The following is a 21,183-nucleotide window of genomic DNA, read 5'->3' as shown; positions in this document are numbered from 1 at the left end:
TTTAAGATTAGCCTTCAACAATTGCAGACAGCGCAAACCAGCGTTCTGTTTTTGTTTCAATTTCATCTAAAACTTCTTGCAATTCCTTTGAAAGTTTATCAATGTCTTCGCCAGAAAGACTTGTGTCAGAGAATTTGTTCTGAAGGGAAATTTTTTGCTCTTCTAATTTTTTAATTTTATTTTCTATAGTATTATACTCCTTTTGTTCTTGAAAGGTTAAGGTTTTGGTTTTCCCTTCGGTCTTCCATGTTTTCTTCTCTGCTTTAACCTCTTTTTCTTTAGATTCTCTATTTTCTATAAGAACACTGTCTTCATAGGTTCTAAAATCGGAATAGTTGCCTGGAAAATCTTCCACCACAGCATCACCTCTAAAAACAAAAAGGTGGTCTACAATTTTATCCATAAAATAGCGATCATGCGAAACTACAAGCAAACACCCTGGGAAATCCATTAAAAAACTTTCCAAAACATTTAGTGTCACGATATCTAAATCGTTTGTTGGTTCATCTAAGATCAGGAAATTAGGGTTTTGGATTAAAATTGTACACAAGTATAGTCTTTTTCGTTCTCCACCACTCAATTTGTCTACAAAGTCATATTGCTTTTTTCGATCAAATAAAAAGCGTTCTAAAAGTTGTTGTGCAGAGATCTGTTGGCCTTTTTTTAGTGGAATATAATCACCAAACTCTCGGATAACATCTATGACTTTCTGACCTTCTTTTATTTGTATTCCTTTTTGAGTGTAATATCCAAATTTAATGGTTTCTCCAATAATTACTTTTCCACTATCGGGTTTATCTTCTCCTGAAATAATGTTCAAAAAGGTAGATTTTCCGGTACCATTTTTACCAATGATACCGATGCGTTCGCCTCTTAAAAAATTGTATTCAAATTTGTTTAAAATTGGTTTATCGGGGTACGATTTTGATACTTTAGCAAGCTCCACAATCTTACTTCCCATGCGCTCCATATTAATTTCCAACTCTACTTGGTGCTCTTTTCTGCGCTGGTGTGCCTTGGCTTTTATATCGTTAAAGTCGTCTATACGCGATTTGGATTTCGTAGTACGAGCCTTGGGTTGCTTGCGCATCCAACCCAATTCTTTTTTATATAAAATTTTAGATTTATGGTGTTCTACGGCTTCTTGCTCAATACGAGCTTCTTTTTTTTCTAAATAATAAGAGTAGTTGCCTTTGTAGGGGTAGAGCGTATTGTTGTCTAATTCTATAATTTCATTACAAACACGTTCTAGAAAATAGCGATCATGGGTTACCATAAAAAGAGTAATATTTTCTTTTGCAAAATATTGTTCTAACCATTCTATCATCTCTAAATCTAAATGGTTGGTGGGCTCATCTAAAATTAAAAGATCTGGTTTGTTAATTAGGGCATCTGCCAATGCCAGTCTTTTTTTTTGACCACCAGATAGCAATCCTACATTTAAATGGACATCATCCAATTTTAGTTTGGAAAGAATTTGCTTGTATTGGGTTTCAAAATCCCAGGCTTCAAACCTATCCATGGCATCAAAGGCCAATTGGTATTTCTCAGCATCTTCTGGATTGGCTAGGGCTGCCTCGTAATCTGACATTACTTTTAAAACTTCATTGTCAGAGGCAAAAATGGTTTCTTCAATAGTTAAGTCATCATTCATTTCAGGTTCTTGTTGTAAGAAAGAAACCCGTACTCCCTTTCTGAAATTTACTTGGCCAGTATCTGGCGTATCTATGCCTGAAATTATATTTAAAATCGATGTTTTACCAGTCCCATTTTTAGCAATAAGCGCTATTTTTTGGCCTTTATTTACTCCGAAGGATATGTCTGAAAAAAGAATATTTTCTCCGTAAGATTTTGATATGTTTTCAACCGTAAGTAGGTTCATTTTTTGTGTTTAATTAATTTTTTGTTTTGTGCCAAATAAAAATATATCTAACGGCAAGTGATAATATTATCGGAATAAAAGCTGGATGAAATTTTTGTACACCAAATAATTGGACCATCGGAATTATGGCAAGTAAAACAAGTAGAAGAATACAATATTTATAAAGCTGTTGGGGTAGTTTATTTTTAGTAATTAAAAGGTAAAATAAAATAAGATTAAAAGGAAAAGCCCAAAGTAAATTAAAATTATAAGCAGCTGCTGTATGGTTTGTAGCAATCCAAAGGTATACTAAAACAAGGCCAGCAATACCGGTTATGAACATTAAAAAGGCATCCAACCATTTGGACCACATTTCGTTTTTATAATCAAAATAAGTAATAAATAATACGCAAGCTAAAAGCAATACAAACCAAAATAAGGGGGCTCCCAAAAAGTTGATACTCATTACTTTTTGGTGTTCTTTTAAAATGGTTTTCTCTTGCAAAACCAAAGGTTTTCCGTTTATGGAGCTGTGTTGAATTTGTTGAAACACATAATCCGGTAAAAAGGTATGTTGTAAGGTAGTTGCTTGTTTGTCTATGGGTGAACCTAGAGCTAGGTTTATCCCAAAACTACCCCATGTATTTGTAGCAATTTTTTGACCCATTAACTCCCGAAAAGTGTATTTTTCTTTTAGGTATTCTTTTTTAAAGTCAACGGCGTCACCCAGAGATAATTTTATAACATCAATAATTTTGGTAGCACAGTTATTGTATAGATAGTCATAGATATAATCGCTATTTTCCGGTTTAATATTGTTTTCCAGATAATTGTATAATTTTATCTTTTGTGATGGTTCTAAGTCTAATACTTGTTCTTTAACCCATCTTTTTTCATATTGATATTCAAACAAAAATCTAGAAAATTCTTGCTTGCTTACTTTAAATAAAGGTCTTCCTTGAACAAAATTTAAATAGAAATTAGGAGCATTAAAATCAAAAATTCCATAATTGTAGACATAATCTGTTTTGTTTACAGGGTCCCAAACCCTAAAAGCACTATGGCCAAAGGCAGAATAGAGTTCCGCACCACTTCCACAAGTTAAGACGCTTATACGGGCATTCTTAGAAATTACCTGCTCTTGAGAAAAACCAAAACTGGTAATTCCCATAAGAAGGATTGAAAAAAAGATGGTAAAGTAATTTTTCAAGGTCATATTAATTAGCGGGAACAAATATCGAACAAAAAGGCAGAACTGAACCTACGTTTTTAAAAAAGCAGCTTTTTAAGTTGTAATTTTTAAAGAAATGGTATTTTTACGAAAATTGAAAGGACCGGAACAACTTTAGCTTTTAAGGAAAGGTTGTCCCGAAATTGTGTCCGTATCAACCCAAACAACTGAATAATGAAAAAACATGTACCAAATTTTATTACGTTATTGAATTTATTTTGTGGCTGTGTAGCAGTACTTTTTGCTGTTGACCGAATGTTTGAAATGGTTGCTTTGTTTGTTTTTTTAGGGATAGTATTTGATTTTTTCGATGGTTTTGCTGCGCGAATCTTAAATGTGAAGAGCGAATTGGGCTTGCAATTAGATTCTTTGGCCGATATGGTTACCAGCGGACTAGTACCAGGTATCGTTATGTATCAATTGTTAGAAATGTCTCTTTCGGGAGGGTGGAATACAGGGGCGTCTATTGAAGGGTCAGAGAATATGATGTTGGGTGGTCTTGCAATTACGGATCTTATACCATTCATGGGGTTTTTAATTACTCTTGCCTCCGGATACCGTTTGGCTCAATTTAATATCGACGAAAATCAAACAGATTCATTTATTGGGTTACCAACTCCAGCCAATGCATTATTAATTATTTCGTTGCCCTTGATCTTATGGTACCAAAACAATGATCTGTTGAACAGTATCATCTTAAATCAATGGTTTTTAATTGGCATAACGCTACTGAGTTGTTGGTTGTTAAATGCGAATATAAAGTTGTTTGCACTTAAATTTAAAAATCTCAGTTTTAAAGACAATGCACTGCGCTATGTTTTTTTAATTGTAAGTATTGTTATGCTTGCGACTCTGAAATATTTAGCCGTACCAGCAATTCTAATTTTTTATATACTAAGTTCTATTGTAAGTGAAAAGCTGAGCGTTGCTAAGAAATAATGTCAAGTAGATTTGTTAGTCTCTGTCTTTAATCCCTTATTTTTTTTAGTGATTAAAGACCAACTGACAATAGCTAAAAATCCAATTTCTTTTTACGCAATTCAAAGTTTTGCCCCAAATATACTTGGCGCACCATTTCATCAGCAGCCAAATCTTCTGGCACACCCGATTTTAAAATACCCCCTTCAAACATAAGGTATGACCGTTCTGTAATAGCAAGGGTTTCCTGCACGTTATGGTCTGTTATAAGAATACCGATGTTTTTATCTTTTAGCTGGGCTACAATGCGTTGTATGTCTTCTACGGCTACTGGATCTACCCCTGCAAAAGGTTCATCAAGTAATATAAACTTTGGGTCTGTGGCAAGAGCACGCGCTATTTCAGTACGTCTGCGCTCGCCACCCGAAAGTAAATCCCCTCTGTTTTTTCGAATGTGACCCAAGCTAAATTCTTCAATTAGAGACTCCATTTTCATGTGTTGTTCCTTCTTGCTTAGCTTGGTAAGTTGTAGCACACTTAGAATGTTTTTTTCTATACTTAGTTTGCGAAATACGGAAGCTTCTTGTGCCAAATACCCAATTCCATTTTGTGCTCTTTTGTACATTGGAAACTGCGTAATATTCATGTCGTTTAAAAAGATATTTCCTCCGTTGGGCTTAACAAGGCCCACTATCATGTAGAATGATGTGGTTTTACCCGCACCATTAGGTCCCAAAAGTCCAACAATTTCTCCTTGGTTAACTTCTAGAGATATCCCTTTAACTACTTGTCGGCCCCTGTAGGACTTCATGATATTCTCTGCTCTAAGCTTCATTTTTTCCATAGATTATCCAAATCTAAGTTATTCTTTTGTTTCACAAGAAGATTTACAGTTATTTTAACCTTCTTGCTTAATTAGCGCTTCCCAAATTTTATAAACAATATTAGCTCGATTTTGGGGCTTTTTTACTCATTCTTTTCTCCTCATTTTTAATTACCCTTTTAGAGATGTAGATACTAATTTGGTAAAGTATAAGTACTGGTATTGTTACTACAATTTGACTGGCAACATCAGGAGGAGTAATAACAGCCGAAACTATTAAGACAACAACCAATGCTATTTTTCTGTGTTTTCGAAGCACTTCAGGAGTAACGAGTCCAACCTTGGTTAAAAAATAAATAATAATAGGTAACTCAAACATAATTCCACAGGCAACTACCGAGGTTTTAACCGTTGAAATAAAGGAGCTTAAATCAAATTCATTTAAGACTTCCGCACTAACCACGTAGGTTCCTAAAAAATTGATTGAAAATGGAGTAACCACATAATAACCAAAAAGAGCACCGGTAAAAAATAAGAAAGAAGCTATAAAAATAAACCCTCTAGAGTTTTTACGTTCTTTTTCATACAGTCCAGGACTAATGAATTTCCATACTTCGTAAAGGACATAGGGAAAACCAATGATGAATCCTGCCCATATAGAAGTCCAAATATGTGCAGAAAACTGCCCTGCCATGGTTCTGCTCTGTAAGGTGAAAGGCAAGGTATCTGCACAAAAACCAGACTCTATTCCAAAATAAGTAGCAATATTGCAAAAGAATCGATAGGTGGGGAAATCCATATGTTTTGGACCTAAAAGTACGGTGTCAAAAATAAACCCCTTCATAGAAAATGCAACACAACCAATGATAACAATGGCTAGGGTAGATCTTATTAAATGCCATCTTAACTCTTCTAAATGATCCAAAAATGACATTTCATCTGGATTCTTTTTATTCTTCTTCTTTGCCATTATAAAATGCCTTCGTTTACTAGGTTATGTAAATGTACTACTCCTATGTAGTTGTTGTTGTTAACTGCCAATAATTGGGAGATGCCTTGTTTTTGCATTTGTGCCAATGCGTCTACGGCAAGAACGCTTGATTCAATGGTTTTTGGATTTTTGGTCATAATATCTTTTGCGGTAAGACTACCAATATAATCGTGTTTGTTTAACATTCTTCTAATATCCCCATCTGTTATAATACCAACAACTTTATCGTTTTCTAAAACAGCCGTGGCGCCCAACATTTTTTCTGATATTTCTACAATGACCTCCTTCACAGACTGGTTCGTTGTAACTTCTGGTTTTAAATTATTGATAACGATGTCATTGACCCGTAAATATAATTTTTTACCTAAGGCACCACCAGGGTGATTTTTGGCAAAATCTGTACTCGAAAATCTTCGGAGTTCTAAAAGTGAGATCGCCATAGCATCTCCCATTACCAATTGCGCTGTGGTACTTGTTGTAGGTGCTAAGTTGTTGGGGCAGGCCTCTTTTTCAACAAAGGTATTGAGAATATGGTTGGATTGTTGTGCTAAAAAAGAATCTGTATTTCCAGTCATTCCAATTAAAATATTACCACCTCTTTTGATTAGAGGAACCAATACTTTTATTTCTGGAGTGTTTCCACTTTTAGAAATGCAGATCACCACATCATGTTCTAAGACAGTGCCAAGATCTCCATGTATGGCGTCTGCAGCATGCATAAATATAGAAGGAGTTCCTGTAGAATTTAAGGTAGCCACTATTTTTTGAGCGATGATTGCACTCTTCCCAATGCCCGAAATAATTAAGCGGCCTTTAGAATGTAAAATACAATTTACGGTATCTGCAAAGTTTTCATCTAAAAGCGACGCTAAATGCTTAATAGCTTCAGCCTCATTAGAAATTGTTCTTTTGGCAATATCCAGAATTGTTTTAATGTTACTCAACGTAATGTGATAATTATTGGTTGTTTTTAAAAAAGAAATATTATCTTTAAGATTACAAAATTACATAAACTTATTTTTATGTGATACTCTAAATTTGAATGAAATTAAAATTGATTCAAATATAGGACTGAATACTAAAAAATGAGTATCTTGGAATTTATTATTTTAATAAAGTACAACTGCTATAATATCATATGAGTCTTTCTAAAATTGATTTACATGCTTCGCTAAAGAAGTTTTTTGGATTTTCTAAATTTAAAGGTCTTCAAGAAAGTGTTATCAATAATATTCTTCAAAGAAAAAATACATTCGTAATAATGCCCACAGGTGGTGGTAAATCGCTTTGCTACCAATTGCCAGCATTAATGCAAGAAGGTACAGCTATTGTGGTGTCTCCTTTAATAGCACTGATGAAAAATCAGGTCGATGCTATACGTGGAATATCATCGGAATACGGAGTAGCACATGTATTGAATTCCTCCTTAACAAAAACCCAAGTAAAGGAAGTAAAAGAGGATATTTTAAAGGGGGTTACCAAATTATTATACGTGGCTCCAGAATCTTTAACTAAAAATGAGTATGTAGAATTTCTACAATCCGTGAAGTTATCTTTTGTGGCCGTAGATGAGGCGCATTGTATATCAGAATGGGGACATGATTTTAGACCAGAGTATCGAAATTTAAAATCTATAGTAGATAGATTAGGAGCAGACATTCCAATTATAGGCCTTACAGCTACTGCGACCCCTAAAGTTCAAGAAGACATTGTAAAAAACCTTGGAATTACAGATGCCAAACTATATAAAGCTTCATTTAATAGGCCAAACTTGTATTATGAGGTTCGACCTAAAACACAAAATATAGAAGCAGATATTATTCGGTTTGTCAAGCAAAATTCGGGTAAATCTGGAATTATTTATTGTTTAAGTCGTAAAAAGGTTGAAGAATTGGCTCAAATACTTCAGGTAAATGGTATAAGCGCGGTGCCTTATCACGCAGGTTTTGATGCTAAGACAAGAGCTCGTTATCAAGACATGTTCTTAATGGAAGAGGTAGATGTAGTTGTTGCCACAATCGCATTTGGGATGGGAATAGATAAACCAGATGTGCGTTTTGTGATTCATCACGATATTCCTAAAAGTTTGGAAAGTTATTACCAAGAAACGGGTAGGGCAGGAAGAGATGGTGGAGAAGGTCATTGTTTGGCATTGTATTCGTACAAGGACATAGAAAAGTTAGAAAAATTTATGTCTGGGAAGCCCGTAGCGGAACAGGAAATAGGTAATGCTTTATTGCAAGAAGTAGTAGCCTTTGCAGAAACATCCATGTCTCGTAGAAAATTTCTCCTTCATTATTTTGGGGAAGAGTTTGATGAGATTAACGGTGAAGGTGCGGCGATGGATGACAATACTCGTAATCCTAAAGAAAAAGTAGAAGCGAAAGAGAATGTAATTAAACTTATTAAAGTAGTGCAAGGTACTATGGAGAAGTTTAAATCTAAAGAAGTGGTAAACGCATTAATAGGTAAAAAAAACGCACTTATTTCTTCGCATAAAACCGATGAAAAAGACTTTTTTGGGATAGGACGAGATAGGGATGCAGGCTATTGGATGGCCTTAATACGGCAAACCTTAGTTGCTGGATACCTACGTAAGGAAATAGAACAATACGGCATATTGCACACAACTGCTAAGGGAAAAGAATATATAAAAAACCCGGTATCCTTCTTAATGACCAAAGATCATGTGTACAATAAAGAAAATGACGATGCCATAGTTAGTGCTGCAAAAAGCTCGGGTGGAGTGGCAGATGTTAAATTGGCACAATTGTTAAAGCAACTGAGAAAAGCAGAAGCTAAAAAACACGGGGTGCCACCATTTGTTGTTTTTCAAGACCCATCGTTAGATGATATGGCACTTAAGTATCCAACAACAATGGACGATTTGTTAAATGTGCATGGGGTGGGAGAAGGCAAGGCCAAAAAATATGGAAAACCATTTTTAGCCTTTATTGCGAATTATGTTGAGGAGAATGAAATCATAAGACCGGATGATTTGGTTGTGAAAAGTACAGGTGCCAATTCTGGTTTAAAACTATATGTTATTCAAAATATAGACAGAAAACTACCATTGACCGATATTGCAGATGCCAAGGGTTTAACTTTGTCAGAATTAATTAAAGAAATGGAGCTCATAGTTTATAGTGGTACCAAGCTAAACATTAGTTATTGGGTAGATGAAACTTTAGATGAAGATCAACAAGAGGAAATACACGACTATTTTTTAGAAGCAGATACAGATAGTATAGAAGCTGCTATAGAGGAGTTTGATGGTGATTATGAAGATGAAGAGTTGCGGTTGTACCGATTAAAATTTATCAGTGAAGTGGCAAATTAAATACGATTTATTTAGTAAATAAAAAAAGTCCCGAAACCTAGGTTTCGGGACTTTTTATTTAATAACTACTTAAAATTAAAATTAGAATTGCATTTCACTTAGGCCACCGGCCGTAATAGCGGCAATTATAACCCCAAAATAAAGAATAAAAAACACCAAATATAATAGCGCTACTACTAAGCCAATAATAGATAAAATTTTACCTGTTTTAGCATTTTCATAACCTGTATATAATTCAGGATTTTGTTCGTATAGTAGTCTTGCTTTTTTAGCGTTAGACAATCCAATGAAACTAAAAATAGCAGCAAAGGGACCGCAACATACAAATGATGTTACTAAGGCAATGATGCCCATTGTTAGAGCGGTACTTGCCCCGGGTAATTCTTCTTTATGCATAGGTATCGTATTATTGTGCGTTTTGAATTTGTTCCATAGCATCTTCCCAAGCGTCCTGAATGGTATCAACACCACCGGTAGCAACCACGTAGATCCATCTTGCGATCATTAAAACATTTAAAATTAAAGCGATTAAAGCTACAATTTTACCCGTTTTTATTTGACCAGCATTGTCATAAGCTTCTGGGTTTTCAGCATAAATTTTTTCAGATTTTTTTGCCATAAAAAAGGCGATAGCAGATGGTATAACACCTAATCCTGCGAAACAGCAGCATAAGTATCCAAGAATACCAAGAACTATAATCATTGTGCCATTCGGCAGTTTTTGTTGTTCCATAATTTTAAAGTTTGGTTAAATGAATTTATATATATAATTAGTTAATATTAAAACGACACTAGTTATTGAAAGAACAGTGATGATTATTGCAGCGTACTTTATTTTGTAAAAATAGTTTACCCCTATAAAACCAAAAAGCAATAATAGCGCATAAATTGCAGGATACATTTGAAAAGCTCCTACAAAATCTCCTTGAAAAATCAAAGATAAAGATCGCTGTATACCACAACCAGGGCAATCTACACCAAATAATTTCTTATTCATGCAGGGAATCATATAGTTAGATAAGTCGGTTGTAAAAATTGGTAAACGCATTTTTGGTACTAATCAATTTATAACTGGAAAATTACTATTATTTTTGTGGAATGAAAATAAACCTCTTGTTTATTTTTTTTGAGATTAATGAAAAAGATGTAGTAGCATCATTGCAAATGTTTAAAATAGGAGATAAAGTAGAAGTTTTAGATGATACCATTAGTGGTGTAGTCACTAACATTGCAGGGAATGAAATTACGGTTGAAACAGATATGGGTTTTCAGATTTCCTTTGCGCCAAAGGAGCTTATTAAGGTTGCGGGTTCAAATACCATTCGTGTTTCTAATTACGATATCGCACAAGTTAAAAAAGAAAAAGAACAACCAAAACGGAAGAATAGTAAGGTTCTTAAGTCTAAAGAAAGAAATGTGCCAAAAATGGAGGTCGATTTACATATTAATCAGCTTCTAAAATCGAGTAAGGGAATGGGTAATTATGACATCCTTAATCTTCAATTGGAGACCGCCAAACGGCAACTAAATTTTGCCATTCAGAAAAGAATTCAGAAAATTGTATTTATTCACGGAGTCGGAGAGGGCATTTTAAAAGAAGAACTTTACTTCTTGTTTAACAGATATGACAATCTAAAATTTTATGACGCAGATTATCAAAAATATGGCTTAGGAGCCACCGAAGTTTATATTTTTCAGAATTGACAAAGATCGGTTTTAAATACTAAGGTGTTGTGGTTATTTCCGCAAATTCACTGATTGTTAAATCCGTAATCCGAGTCCCATCGCTTTTTAACAAGGTAATATCACTTAAGATAATTGTATGCACAAAAGAACCGTTGGCACCAGCTGCAGTTTCAATGAGAACAGTACCATTTGCAGCTTCAATTTCTCCGGTTACGGTTGGAGAGACTGGCGGTAGAGCATCACAGAAGTATTCTTTAGCAACAGTGTTAGAAAATGTACGGTAGGTGAGGGTAGACTGACTAGGGATGGTACTCGTAATAACCTCTGAAGACACTTCGTTTTTTAAAACTCCAGATTGCAATGTTAAAATTAATGCTTCGTTGTCATTAATTTTGAAAAAAAGCTCGGTGTCAATAGATAGCGTTCCACAGTTTTGGGCGGTTACATCATCAAAGTTTAATGTTTCTATTTGTAAATCACCATCACTACAAGAAAGTAATATAGTAATTATGCCTAGGAGATAAATTTTTTTCATAATTCAAATGTAAAAGTTTTTTGATTGATAAAGTATAGTTTTTACCCTTTTTAAGATTTTTTTAATTTTAAATCCACTATTTTTGGCGGATTATAAAATTTGATAATTACTGATGCAAAAAGTTTATTTAGATAGCGCTGCAACTACCCAAGTTAGAGACGAAGTTATTGCTAAAATGCAAGAAGCTTTAGCAAATTGTTATGGAAATCCTTCCTCGACGCATAGTTTTGGAAGAACGGCGAAAACGGCGATAGAAAAAACACGTAAAACAATTGCAAAATACTTAAATGCGCACCCCTCTGAAATTATATTTACCTCTGGTGGAACAGAAGCCGATAATATGATTCTAAGGTGTGCTGTAAGAGATTTGGGGATACAAACTATAATCACCTCTAAAATTGAGCATCACGCAGTATTGCATACGGCAGAAGAATTGGAAAAAGAATACGGAATTGCATTGCATTTTGTAAACCTAGATTCTAACGGAAGTCCAGATTTGATGCATTTAGAAACATTGTTGCAACAAGATGATTCTAAAAAATTAGTTAGTCTAATGCATATCAATAATGAGATAGGGAACAAATTAGATATCGATAAAGTTTGTGCGTTATGTGCTAAAAATGAGGCATTGTTTCATTCTGATACCGTACAATCTGTGGGGCATTACCCATGGGATGTACAAAAGACTCCAATAGATTTTTTAACTGCGGCAGCGCATAAATTTCACGGACCAAAAGGTGTTGGATTTGCCTTTATTAAAAAAGATAAAATCTTAAAGCCACTTATTTTTGGTGGGGCACAAGAACGTGGCTTTAGGGCGGGTACTGAGCCTTATCATAATATTGTTGGTTTGGAGGAAGCTTTTGTTTTATCCTATGAAAACTTAAATGCCGAAACGGCTTATGTTACAGGTCTAAAAGCCTACTTTATTGATAAAATAAGTAAAGAAATCCCTGGGGTTACCTTTAATGGTTTATCTGGGAATCTTAACGAAAGCACCTATACTTTGGTGAATGTTTGTTTGCCTATTGAACCTAAGAAAGCAATGATGCTACTGTTTCATTTAGACCTTAAGGGGATTGCCTGTTCTAAGGGAAGTGCTTGCCAGTCTGGGAGTAATCAAGGGTCACATGTATTAACGCAGGTCTTAAGTTCTGAAGACCTTGACAAACCGTCATTGCGTTTTTCTTTTTCTAAATTTAATACTGAGCAAGAAATGGATTATACTATAGCAGTGCTAAAAGAATTTATGGAAAACTAAGCTTGTTGTGCGTTAGTTTTTTTTCTTTTTCAGCCGTTCTTTATCATAGGGGAATTTTCGGGTAGCTTTTTTCATCATACCGTCTATCAAGTCTTGTGTGTTCTTGCCAGATTTCTTGTTAATTTCCTTCTCGTATTTCCATAATAATTTTCCGGAAGTTCCATCACTTACTTTAATACCGATACGGCCATAATTTGCATTGCCGTTAAAGTAATCCAAAAAATTAAAGTCTGTAGACACTCCGTTAGACAATAAAACGTTTAAATCAATATTGCCACTTATAATTCCATCAACGTTTAATAATTTAGAAAGCTCCTTAGTAGTATAGACATCTATTGTGCTAGAAGTAATGTTGTTTTTAGCTAAAAGAGCATTGGTGTTTTTTGTGTTCTGGAATTCTACTGCGTATTTTTTCTTTTTATTACCTCTAATAAAATACGTTTCTAAAGCATTCTGAACCGCATAACTTTCTTTCTCTTTTAATGTCTTTAGTTCTTGTTCAGAAATGGTGCTTTTTAGTGCTAAATTGGTTATAAAAGGTATTATAGCTAAGGTTTTGTGGTCCTTACTTAATGTTTCAAAATTTTGATTTTCATAGATGTTTGTTTGCGCTTGTGTAAAACATACAGCCAGTACTGCAATAAAAAGTAGTGTTTTTTTCATTTTCATTTTTCTAAAATTGCATTCCTATTTTTAAATTAAAAACCCTACTTGTCATAAAATTAGGAATCGCATATTGTTGCTTGCTAGTAGCATCCCTAACCCAGGTGTTTGTAATAGCGTTTTGGTTGTTGAATAAATTAAAGATTTCCACTCCTATCGTAAATTCTTTAAAATCATGCATCCATTGCTCCTTGGGAAAGGAATTATTTCTGTCTGCAAAAATATATGAAATTCCCAAATCTGCACGCTTATAATCTCTTAATCTGCTTTGATAAATATAAGGATCTGAATAATTAGGAGATCCACCAGGCAAACCACTGTTGTATACTAAGTTCAAATACATTTTTAAATTTGGAATGTCGGGCACATAATCCTGAAACAAGATTCCCAGTTTTACCCTTTGGTCTGTAGGCCGTGCAATAAATCCCTTATTGTCTATGTTTTCTTCTGTTTTTAAAACTCCAAGGCTTACCCAAGACTCAGTGCCAGGAACAAAGGCCCCGTTAAGTCTAGTTTCAAACCCATAGACATAAGCAGTTGTAGCATTGTTTGCAGCATATCGAATCCGAACATCTTCTAAGGTATATGAATTTATATTGGATAAGTCTTTATAATACGCTTCACTTTTTAAAGAAAATGGTCTTTCCCAAAGCAAAAAACTAAATTCATTACCAAATACGTAATGTATGGATTTTTGTGCTTTTACATTGGTATTTATGCTTCCTGTAGCATCTCTTAGCTCTCTGTAAAAAGGAGCTTGTTGGTAAACTCCTGCAGAAAAGCGGAATAACATATCTTTTTTCCAAAAGGGTTTAATTGCTATTTGTGCTCTTGGACTAACTATAAACTGTGAATTGTGAGAATTATTAGTAGTTACGGTCCAATGCTGGGTTCTAGCGCCAAAATTATAGTATAAATGACTCTTTTGTAAGGTGGATTGTTTGCTGTATTGTATATAGGTGCTAAACCTATTTATAGTGACTTCATTTTTGGCAAATAAACTGTTGTATGCAACAATCGGGGAGTTATTTGGAGTATAAGGTTGGTTTTTTTGAAAGTCAGTAAGCGGGGGGCGAATAAAATATCCGGCAGAATCAATGAATTCTGATTCCCGCAGTTGATCGCGAATATCTTCGTGTTTAAATTCTACGCCCCACTCAATAACATTTTTTTCTTTGGTGTATTTTCCAATATGCTTTAGGTTAAACAGTAAGGCGTCTAAATCATTTCGGGTGCGCTTAAACTGAGAACCAAATACTTTGGGAGCTGTTGGGTTACCAAAATTTACACTGCTTAAATCTTCTTCTACGCTGGTTATTTGGTATTGTGCAAAAATATCTGAGTATTCTTCTTCCGTTGTGTGATATAAGGATGATATAAATTTTAAATTAATATTTTCAGTAATAAAATACGAGGCTTTTAATGCAGCTAGCATTGTATTATAGTTGTTTTTCTCTTGGCCGTTATAATACACAACTAACGCTTTGGGGTCGTTAATGGTTCCAAAATTTGTCTGCCTTGTTAAGGGTTTATTTTTATAACTATTGCGCGAAAAGCTTCCTAGAAAATTTAAATGAAACTTATCAGAAAACTTATAGGTTGTATAGGTTTGAAAATCGGAAAAATTGGGTTTAAAATTAGACTTGGTTTGCGTACTATTTACCAATAGGCTATTGTCTCTATGTCTAAGACCTGTTACGGTTGTAAATTTTTTGTTTTTTGAAATGGTTTCCAGCGACGTTTTTACTCCTAGGAGGCTCAGGGTAATACTAGAATTAAAAGTGATGGGGTTTTTATAGGAGATGTCTAAAACGGAGGACAATTTATCACCGTATTTGGCTTGGAATCCTCCGGCAGAAAACTCTAATTTCTGTATTAAGTCTGTATGAATAAAACTAAACCCTTCTTGTTGTCCAGACCGAATTAAAAAAGGGCGGTACACCTCAATATCGTTAACATAGACCAGGTTTTCGTCATAATTGCCGCCACGAACTGCATATTGGGTACTGAGTTCATTGTTGGATGAAACACCGGGTAATAGTTTTAATATATTTTCAACGCCCGCATTTGCTCCGGGAATTTTACGTGCAATGGCAGGTGTAATTGTGGTAATGTGGGTCAATTTCTTAGATCCCGAAGCAGTTATCACTATCTCGTCTATCTGCTCCACATTGGTGTTTAAAACGGGGTAAAATTCAAATGTTTCGTTTGTGTTTAATACAAGTTTTTTTAGAATTATATTTTTGAATCCAATATGAGAAAAAGTAACCACAATTTCCTTATCAGACGTTACTTGTAAATTGTAAAACCCATCGGCATTACTGATGGTTCCAAAAGTACCAGAACTAATGTTTACATTGGCTATAGGCTTGTTTTCCGCATCAAAAATAACGCCAGTTATTAATGCGGTTTGTCCTATTAAAAAATTAAAGGAGCCAATGAAAACTAAAGTGAAGATGTGTTTTAGCCACTTCAAAATTAATTATTTTCTGTAAAAAGTACTTTCATAGGTTGTAGAATTGCCTACATTGTCTGTTACAATAACTTTTAGATTGCATTCTTTTTTATCAAGTATTTTATCGTCAAAATCGTAGGTAAGCGTATTGGTTTTATATTCATAACTCATTAAAATCCATTCCCCGTTAAGGTAGGCATTGTAGGTATTAATACCACTTAAATCATCAACAATTTTTAGACTGAGATATTGGTAATTGGTAAGCCATTGTTTTTGTTTAAAGTTTTTTGGGGTAATCACTGGGGCTATTGTATCCTTTGCCAGGGTGTAGGTGCCTAGGTTTTTTGTCCTCGTTGTAAAGGTGTTTTCTCTTTTGTAAGTGGTAGAATGACTTGGAGCAAGTCTATCATTGAGTCGTGCTATAAACAACTGCTTTTGTTCCTCTGCGCTATATTTAGATACATCAAAAGTAATCGTGAAATTACGATGGGCAGCAACTCTATTGTTGTGAATTTTAACCGTATCTGCTCCCTCTTCTAAATCTATATAAAAATCTTCGTAAAAAGTATTGGCAGGAAAGTAAACTTTGGCAATGCCTAAATTGTAATTGTTTGGTTTTTTTGCAATAATATAGTTCTCTGTTACGTCTATTGTTTTTGGTGCTTTTAACTCTAGTTTTTTACCTTCAACAGGTATATTAATGGTAGTGATATTCCCACTTAAGTCTTTTAGAAGTACAGTAACATTATAGGTTAGCCCTTCGTTTACCACTATTTTACCATCGTTGTGCAAGGTGTTATAAATGCTTAATCTGTTACTGGGTTCTTTAAAACATTTCACAATACGTTGACTATGCCTTCCAAAATAATCATAATCGATAAGGGTGTTAATATATCTGGTTTCACCAAAGGAGAATGTTTCAAAATCAAAATCGGAATATAACTTGCCATTAACCAGTTGTTGCACAGCATAAACGCCATTTTTATTGGCTGCCATATCTTGTCTGTCATAGCCATTAAAACCAATGCCAATGGTACCTGAAGCGTAAACCTTATCGGCTAAAAAAGAACCGTCCTTTTGTCGGGTAAAATTAATTTGAGTTCTATTCCCGGTAGTGTTAATTTGAGCATTTTCACTTAAAGGGTAAGCAAACAAGTTTAACAGGGTAGGGTCTGTAGCATCTCGTATATCATATCCATATAGTAATGGGTTAATTGGTTTGCTAGAGACGCTGCTTCTAATTTCAAAATGAAGATGGGGGCCAGAAGATCCCCCTGTATTACCAGAATAAGCAATAAGTTCCCCTTTGTCTACCTTTAACTCACCATAATCGGGAAAAGCTTCAACCTCATAGGATTGCTTCTTGTATTGTAATTTTTTTATGTAGGCTTCAATTTTTGGGGAAAACTTCTTTAAATGGGCATATACAGAAGTGTAGCCGTTTGGATGCGTAATGTATAGTGCCTTTCCGTACCCCCAATGCGATATTTTGATACGTGTAACGGAGGCACTCTCAATGGCGTAGACAGACAATCCTTCCCTTTGTTGTGTTTTAATATCAATACCAGAATGAAAATGATTGGACCGCAACTCGCCAAAGGTACCCGCTAAGATTAAGGGGATATCCAAAGGAGATTGAAAGGTGTTTTGAGGATATTTTTCTTGTCCATTTCCTTGGATAAATAAAAACAGTCCAACTATTAGTACGTAAATTTTCATAAGTATTTTTAATATTGGTACGAAAATAGCCAATCCCGCTTAATTTGAAAAAACTAATAGAGTTAAAAAAAATAAAACCCAATAAAACAAAGGATTAGCGTAATGGATTTAATTCTTTGCAAGAATAATTGAAAAAAGTATTGCGAAGTAATTTAATCTATGTTAACTTTGTGAGAAATGCATCGATTTATTGCAAATGAGCGAATTGGTTGAAATTGTTGATTCTTTAGAAAATAAAGTGAGTAAGCTACTTCATAAGTTGGAGTTATTAAAGCAGGCTAATGTTAGTTTAGATAAAGAATTAAATGCTCTAAAAAATGAGAATCGCACTTCTTCAACTTTAGTATCTGAATGGGAAGAAAAGTACAATGCTCTTAAAATGGCAAGTTCGATGCTTGGCAGTAATACAAATAAAACAGAAGCAAAGCTTAAAATAAATACGTTAATTAGAGAGTTAGATCATTGTATTGCTCAACTCGCTGAATAATGTACAATTAATACTTATGGCAGAGAAGCTAAAAATTAAACTTTCTATTGCAGACCGGGTTTATCCCTTAACGATTGATCCAAGTCAGGAAGAGGGTTTGCGAAAAGCTGCAAAAAACATAGAGCAGTTAGCAAAAAAGTTTGAGCAAAACTATGCCGTTAGAGATAAACAAGATGTATTGGCAATGTGTGCCTTGCAGTTTGCCTCTAAAATAGAACAGAAGAGTATTGATAAGCAAGAGGATAATTCAGAGGTTACAGAGCGTTTAAAGGCACTGGAACAGATAGTAGACTCTAAGCTAAGCATCATATAAAATACGTTCATTAAATAAAAATTTAAGTTACTGCCCACATTGGTATTTTTTTGACAAACTCAACATTAATTTGTTTTAAAGGGTGAGTTTAGTTTGTAAAAGCAAGCCTTACTTGTATAAGGATCCTTGATCAAATTGTTAGCCCTAATCCTGTTTTATAGGAGTTTGTACAAAACACCCCCAATGTGGGTTTTTTAATATATATAACCATGGAAAATAGCACGTTTTTAATTATAGCAATTATAGTAGGTTTGGCAATAGGTTTTATTCTTGCTAAATTTTTAGAAAAAGGTAAAGCATCTAAAACAATAGGATCTGCCAAGAGAGAGGCAGAGTCTATTTTGAAAAATGCAACCACGGAAGGTGAGAGTATTAAAAAGGATAAAATACTACAAGCCAAAGAGAAATTTTTAGAGTTAAAGGCAGAGCATGAAAAAGTTATTTTTAGTAAGGACAAGAAGATGTCCGAATCTGAAAAACGAACAAGAGATAAAGAATCGCAAGTAAGTAATGAGTTGGCTAAAAGTAAAAAACTAAATGATCAGCTGGAGTCTAAAATCCAGTCGGTTAATCATAAGGATGAGTTTTTAGAAAAGAAGCAAAACGAATTAGATAAGCTACATAAAAGCCAAGTACAGCAATTAGAGGTTATTTCTGGACTATCCGCAGAAGACGCCAAAAGTCAATTGCTGGACTCGCTTAAAGAGACGGCCAAATCTGATGCAATGGCTTATATGCAAACCGCATTGGAAGAGGCAAAACTTACCGCTGAACAAGAAGCTAAAAAAATAATAATAAACACCATACAACGTATAGGAACAGAAGAAGCGGTAGAAAATTGCGTCTCTGTTTTTAATTTAGAATCTGACGATGTTAAAGGACGTATTATTGGTAGAGAAGGAAGAAATATTAGAGCTTTAGAAGCTGCAACGGGAGTAGAGATTATTGTAGATGATACGCCAGAAGCAATTATTCTTTCTTGTTTTGACTCTGTTCGTAGGGAAGTTGCTCGTTTGTCTTTACATAAATTGGTTACCGATGGACGTATACATCCAGCACGTATTGAAGAAGTGGTGCGCAAGACAGAAAAACAAATAGAACAAGAAATTGTAGAGGTAGGAAAACGGACCATTATCGATTTGGGTATTCACGGATTGCACCCAGAATTAATTAGGGCAGTAGGGCGTATGAAATACCGTTCATCCTACGGCCAAAATTTATTGCAACACTCTAGGGAGGTTGCTAAATTATGTGGTGTAATGGCTGCTGAGTTAGGATTAAACCCAAAAACGGCTAAAAGAGCAGGTTTGTTACATGATATTGGTAAGGTACCTAATACAGAGGTAGAGGTTGAAACTCCACATGCTATCTTGGGAATGCAGTGGGCAGAGAAATACGGAGAAAAACCAGATGTATGCAATGCCATTGGAGCGCACCATGATGAAATTGAAATGAAAAATTTAATCTCGCCAATTGTTCAGGTTTGTGACGCCATTAGTGGGGCAAGACCTGGAGCAAGAAGGCAAGTCTTAGATTCGTACATACAACGACTAAAAGACCTAGAGGAAGTTGCATTTGGTTTTGTAGGCGTTCAAAAAGCCTATGCAATACAAGCGGGTAGAGAGTTAAGAGTTATTGTAGAAAGTGAAAAGGTGACGGACGATAAGGCAGCAGAATTATCGTTTGAGATCTCTCAAAAAATACAAACGGATATGACATATCCGGGGCAAGTAAAGGTTACGGTTATCCGTGAAACTAGAGCAGTGAACGTGGCAAAATAAACGCGAAGTAATAATAAAATAAAAAAAGCTCCCATTGGGAGCTTTTTTTATACTTGTTTCTTATTCTTTTTTTCTTTTTCTCCAAATATGGCGGTCATCATTAAGCGTAAACTGTAATAAAACACCCCAAGAGCTGCAATAGCCAATAAAAACCCTATGATAAGTACTGGAAGATAGAAAGGGTGGCTTTCGTTCTTAAAAGCCTGATAAATAACTATGGGGCCACTAAACATTAATACCACGGTAAGGGCAAAAAATTTGAGGCTTTTGTAAAATGAATTGGGTTGTGTAGACATACTAAATTAATTTAAGGTAAGGGTGTAGGCGTATGTTTCAGAGATACTGAAATACCCAAGTGCAAAATTAGCGCTATTTGAAGTGTTTACTATATTCCCCCGTATTGTGCTAGGAGTAGGCTGAAATGGAGAACCACCACCTTCACCACTTTGCTCTAAGATATTATTCATGTAATTGTAAAACTGTTCCTCTAGTCCCATTATTTTTATGGTCACTTCTTGGTTTGAACTTAAATTGTCATAAAAATATGAAAATACAAAGGTTTCTCCTTGATAAAACTCATCTTCAGTAGTTAGGAATTCATTAAAGTCCATATCAAATAAATAAAAGTCATTTCTGCTGGGGTCATCTGTAAACTCTACAATTATTTCTGTATCATCATTACCAAAAAGGGAGCCACTGCCTTCAGTTACTTTATGTATGGGCACGCTAGGTATAAGCACTGTTTCGGCACTGTAATTTTCATTAGAATACAAGATATTTAATCGGTATAGATTTCCAAATTCAGGAATAAAACTATCGTTTGGAGATTTATAATTGCCTGAATTGTCTATGGCTGTAAACGGATATACTGTGCCATCTGTTTCATTTGTAATACTAACTTGGGCATCATTAATCGGTTTTTTTTCAATATCAAAATAATCTGTAGTTAATGAAAGCTTTATAGATCCTTCTACCTGTGAAGGATTTTGATTAGTATACACATTAAAATTAGCATCAACTACAAGTCTAGGTGTTGTGGATGGGGTGTCTATTTCTATTACGTCTTGACAACTCGATAAAAGCAATAAAAAAAGAAAATAAACCAGCTGCTTTTTCATA

Annotated in this window: 21 protein-coding genes and 1 other RNA gene; 8 read left to right on the top strand and 14 right to left on the bottom strand. The window is 34.6% G+C overall.

Features of this window, described 5'->3' with window-relative positions; genetic code table 11:
- Positions 1 to 7: 7 nt before the first annotated feature.
- Together MWU65_RS08620 and MWU65_RS08615 are read right to left on the bottom strand one after the other, a co-directional pair.
- A complete protein-coding gene (locus MWU65_RS08620) occupies positions 8 to 1,882 on the bottom strand; it encodes an ABC-F family ATP-binding cassette domain-containing protein (RefSeq protein WP_247077023.1) in 1,875 nt (624 codons plus the stop codon).
- A gap of 13 nt (positions 1,883 to 1,895) precedes the next feature.
- Positions 1,896 to 3,032, bottom strand: coding sequence for a DUF4105 domain-containing protein (locus MWU65_RS08615; RefSeq protein ID WP_247077021.1), 1,137 nt, complete (start codon positions 3,030 to 3,032; stop codon positions 1,896 to 1,898).
- Positions 3,033 to 3,266: 234 nt separating this feature from the next.
- Here MWU65_RS08615 and MWU65_RS08610 point away from each other — a divergent pair, with 234 nt between their 5' ends.
- The gene (locus MWU65_RS08610) at positions 3,267 to 4,031 is read left to right on the top strand and encodes a CDP-alcohol phosphatidyltransferase family protein (protein ID WP_247077019.1); all 765 of its coding nucleotides are present in this window, start codon (positions 3,267 to 3,269) and stop codon (positions 4,029 to 4,031) included.
- A gap of 73 nt (positions 4,032 to 4,104) precedes the next feature.
- On the opposite strand, the gene lptB is transcribed toward MWU65_RS08610, so the two are convergent.
- The 3 genes from lptB to MWU65_RS08595 all read right to left on the bottom strand — a co-directional run bounded on the left by lptB (position 4,105) and on the right by MWU65_RS08595 (position 6,768).
- A complete protein-coding gene (lptB, locus tag MWU65_RS08605) occupies positions 4,105 to 4,845 on the bottom strand; it encodes an LPS export ABC transporter ATP-binding protein (protein ID WP_247077032.1) in 741 nt (246 codons plus the stop codon).
- A gap of 109 nt (positions 4,846 to 4,954) precedes the next feature.
- A complete protein-coding gene (gene tatC, locus MWU65_RS08600; protein ID WP_247077017.1) occupies positions 4,955 to 5,803 on the bottom strand; it encodes a twin-arginine translocase subunit TatC in 849 nt (282 codons plus the stop codon).
- A complete protein-coding gene (locus tag MWU65_RS08595; RefSeq protein WP_247077015.1) occupies positions 5,803 to 6,768 on the bottom strand; it encodes a KpsF/GutQ family sugar-phosphate isomerase in 966 nt (321 codons plus the stop codon). Before MWU65_RS08595 ends, tatC begins: the two co-directional genes overlap by 1 nt.
- 194 nt (positions 6,769 to 6,962) lie before the next feature.
- On the opposite strand from MWU65_RS08595, the gene recQ reads away from it, so the two are divergent.
- Positions 6,963 to 9,164, top strand: a complete 2,202-nt coding sequence (gene recQ, locus MWU65_RS08590; protein ID WP_247077013.1) for a DNA helicase RecQ — start codon at positions 6,963 to 6,965, stop codon at positions 9,162 to 9,164.
- Between the two features lie 81 nt (positions 9,165 to 9,245).
- Here the strand turns inward: recQ and MWU65_RS08585 are convergent, their stop codons facing one another.
- Genes MWU65_RS08585 through MWU65_RS08575 form a run of 3 tightly spaced genes read right to left on the bottom strand, consistent with a single transcriptional unit; the run spans position 9,246 to position 10,161 of the window.
- On the bottom strand, positions 9,246 to 9,560 hold the full coding sequence (locus MWU65_RS08585; protein WP_247077011.1) for a CCC motif membrane protein: 315 nt from the start codon (positions 9,558 to 9,560) through the stop codon (positions 9,246 to 9,248).
- A 10-nt stretch (positions 9,561 to 9,570) separates the two neighbouring features.
- Positions 9,571 to 9,897 (bottom strand): CCC motif membrane protein, encoded by a 327-nt coding sequence (locus MWU65_RS08580; protein ID WP_247077008.1) that lies wholly within the window; start codon positions 9,895 to 9,897, stop codon positions 9,571 to 9,573.
- Between the two features lie 15 nt (positions 9,898 to 9,912).
- Positions 9,913 to 10,161: a DUF2752 domain-containing protein gene (locus MWU65_RS08575; RefSeq protein WP_247077006.1), complete on the bottom strand. Its 249-nt coding sequence runs from the start codon at positions 10,159 to 10,161 to the stop codon at positions 9,913 to 9,915.
- 161 nt (positions 10,162 to 10,322) lie between these two features.
- Between MWU65_RS08575 and MWU65_RS08570 the strand changes: the two genes are divergently transcribed.
- A complete protein-coding gene (locus tag MWU65_RS08570) occupies positions 10,323 to 10,868 on the top strand; it encodes a Smr/MutS family protein (protein WP_247077031.1) in 546 nt (181 codons plus the stop codon).
- Between the two features lie 19 nt (positions 10,869 to 10,887).
- Here MWU65_RS08570 and MWU65_RS08565 read toward each other — a convergent pair whose 3' ends face one another.
- Complete coding sequence (locus MWU65_RS08565) at positions 10,888 to 11,385, bottom strand: hypothetical protein (RefSeq protein WP_247077004.1); 498 nt, start codon at positions 11,383 to 11,385, stop codon at positions 10,888 to 10,890.
- Positions 11,386 to 11,497: 112 nt separating this feature from the next.
- Here MWU65_RS08565 and MWU65_RS08560 point away from each other — a divergent pair, with 112 nt between their 5' ends.
- Positions 11,498 to 12,646, top strand: a complete 1,149-nt coding sequence (locus tag MWU65_RS08560) for a cysteine desulfurase family protein (protein ID WP_247077002.1) — start codon at positions 11,498 to 11,500, stop codon at positions 12,644 to 12,646.
- A gap of 12 nt (positions 12,647 to 12,658) precedes the next feature.
- On the opposite strand, the gene MWU65_RS08555 is transcribed toward MWU65_RS08560, so the two are convergent.
- The 3 genes from MWU65_RS08555 to MWU65_RS08545 are packed head-to-tail and all read right to left on the bottom strand — an operon-like array spanning position 12,659 to position 17,483.
- Entirely contained in the window at positions 12,659 to 13,309 is a 651-nt protein-coding gene (locus MWU65_RS08555) for a hypothetical protein (RefSeq protein WP_247076999.1), read from the bottom strand.
- A gap of 10 nt (positions 13,310 to 13,319) precedes the next feature.
- Complete coding sequence (locus MWU65_RS08550; RefSeq protein WP_247076997.1) at positions 13,320 to 15,785, bottom strand: carboxypeptidase-like regulatory domain-containing protein; 2,466 nt, start codon at positions 15,783 to 15,785, stop codon at positions 13,320 to 13,322.
- 6 nt (positions 15,786 to 15,791) lie between these two features.
- The gene (locus MWU65_RS08545; RefSeq protein ID WP_247076995.1) at positions 15,792 to 17,483 is read right to left on the bottom strand and encodes a M23 family metallopeptidase; all 1,692 of its coding nucleotides are present in this window, start codon (positions 17,481 to 17,483) and stop codon (positions 15,792 to 15,794) included.
- Between the two features lie 196 nt (positions 17,484 to 17,679).
- On the opposite strand from MWU65_RS08545, the gene MWU65_RS08540 reads away from it, so the two are divergent.
- From MWU65_RS08540 to rny, 4 genes are all read left to right on the top strand, one after another.
- Positions 17,680 to 17,970 (top strand): hypothetical protein, encoded by a 291-nt coding sequence (locus MWU65_RS08540; protein WP_247076993.1) that lies wholly within the window; start codon positions 17,680 to 17,682, stop codon positions 17,968 to 17,970.
- A gap of 16 nt (positions 17,971 to 17,986) precedes the next feature.
- On the top strand, positions 17,987 to 18,283 hold the full coding sequence (locus MWU65_RS08535) for a cell division protein ZapA (RefSeq protein WP_247076991.1): 297 nt from the start codon (positions 17,987 to 17,989) through the stop codon (positions 18,281 to 18,283).
- A 57-nt stretch (positions 18,284 to 18,340) separates the two neighbouring features.
- A non-coding RNA gene (gene ssrS, locus MWU65_RS08530) (6S RNA) lies at positions 18,341 to 18,450 on the top strand.
- A 42-nt stretch (positions 18,451 to 18,492) separates the two neighbouring features.
- Positions 18,493 to 20,064, top strand: a complete 1,572-nt coding sequence (gene rny / locus MWU65_RS08525) for a ribonuclease Y (RefSeq protein ID WP_247076989.1) — start codon at positions 18,493 to 18,495, stop codon at positions 20,062 to 20,064.
- A 47-nt stretch (positions 20,065 to 20,111) separates the two neighbouring features.
- On the opposite strand, the gene MWU65_RS08520 is transcribed toward rny, so the two are convergent.
- Complete coding sequence (locus tag MWU65_RS08520) at positions 20,112 to 20,360, bottom strand: DUF6095 family protein (RefSeq protein WP_247076987.1); 249 nt, start codon at positions 20,358 to 20,360, stop codon at positions 20,112 to 20,114.
- 6 nt (positions 20,361 to 20,366) lie between these two features.
- A complete protein-coding gene (locus tag MWU65_RS08515; protein ID WP_247076985.1) occupies positions 20,367 to 21,182 on the bottom strand; it encodes a DUF4249 domain-containing protein in 816 nt (271 codons plus the stop codon).
- Position 21,183 lies beyond the last annotated feature (1 nt).

Source organism: Cellulophaga sp. F20128, from assembly GCF_023015805.1.
In the GTDB taxonomy this organism is placed as follows: domain Bacteria; phylum Bacteroidota; class Bacteroidia; order Flavobacteriales; family Flavobacteriaceae; genus Cellulophaga.
Note: the sequence above shows the minus strand (reverse complement) of the source record. Positions and strands in the feature narration are given on the sequence as shown.

Excerpts from the sequence above, each read along its gene's own strand:
- lptB (WP_247077032.1), bottom strand. The coding sequence starts at position 4,845 with ATGAAGCTTAGAGCAGAGAATATCATGAAGTCCTACAGGGGCCGACAA.
- MWU65_RS08555 (WP_247076999.1), bottom strand. The coding sequence starts at position 13,309 with ATGAAAAAAACACTACTTTTTATTGCAGTACTGGCTGTATGTTTTACA.
- rny (WP_247076989.1), top strand. The coding sequence starts at position 18,493 with ATGGAAAATAGCACGTTTTTAATTATAGCAATTATAGTAGGTTTGGCA.
- MWU65_RS08620 (WP_247077023.1), bottom strand. The coding sequence starts at position 1,882 with ATGAACCTACTTACGGTTGAAAACATATCAAAATCTTACGGAGAAAAT.
- MWU65_RS08615 (WP_247077021.1), bottom strand. The coding sequence starts at position 3,032 with ATGGGAATTACCAGTTTTGGTTTTTCTCAAGAGCAGGTAATTTCTAAG.
- MWU65_RS08545 (WP_247076995.1), bottom strand. The coding sequence starts at position 17,483 with ATGAAAATTTACGTACTAATAGTTGGACTGTTTTTATTTATCCAAGGA.
- MWU65_RS08565 (WP_247077004.1), bottom strand. The coding sequence starts at position 11,385 with ATGAAAAAAATTTATCTCCTAGGCATAATTACTATATTACTTTCTTGT.
- MWU65_RS08585 (WP_247077011.1), bottom strand. The coding sequence starts at position 9,560 with ATGCATAAAGAAGAATTACCCGGGGCAAGTACCGCTCTAACAATGGGC.
- MWU65_RS08610 (WP_247077019.1), top strand. The coding sequence starts at position 3,267 with ATGAAAAAACATGTACCAAATTTTATTACGTTATTGAATTTATTTTGT.
- MWU65_RS08580 (WP_247077008.1), bottom strand. The coding sequence starts at position 9,897 with ATGGAACAACAAAAACTGCCGAATGGCACAATGATTATAGTTCTTGGT.
- MWU65_RS08560 (WP_247077002.1), top strand. The coding sequence starts at position 11,498 with ATGCAAAAAGTTTATTTAGATAGCGCTGCAACTACCCAAGTTAGAGAC.
- MWU65_RS08575 (WP_247077006.1), bottom strand. The coding sequence starts at position 10,161 with ATGAATAAGAAATTATTTGGTGTAGATTGCCCTGGTTGTGGTATACAG.
- MWU65_RS08520 (WP_247076987.1), bottom strand. The coding sequence starts at position 20,360 with ATGTCTACACAACCCAATTCATTTTACAAAAGCCTCAAATTTTTTGCC.
- MWU65_RS08515 (WP_247076985.1), bottom strand. The coding sequence starts at position 21,182 with ATGAAAAAGCAGCTGGTTTATTTTCTTTTTTTATTGCTTTTATCGAGT.
- MWU65_RS08535 (WP_247076991.1), top strand. The coding sequence starts at position 17,987 with ATGGCAGAGAAGCTAAAAATTAAACTTTCTATTGCAGACCGGGTTTAT.
- recQ (WP_247077013.1), top strand. The coding sequence starts at position 6,963 with ATGAGTCTTTCTAAAATTGATTTACATGCTTCGCTAAAGAAGTTTTTT.
- MWU65_RS08540 (WP_247076993.1), top strand. The coding sequence starts at position 17,680 with ATGAGCGAATTGGTTGAAATTGTTGATTCTTTAGAAAATAAAGTGAGT.
- tatC (WP_247077017.1), bottom strand. The coding sequence starts at position 5,803 with ATGGCAAAGAAGAAGAATAAAAAGAATCCAGATGAAATGTCATTTTTG.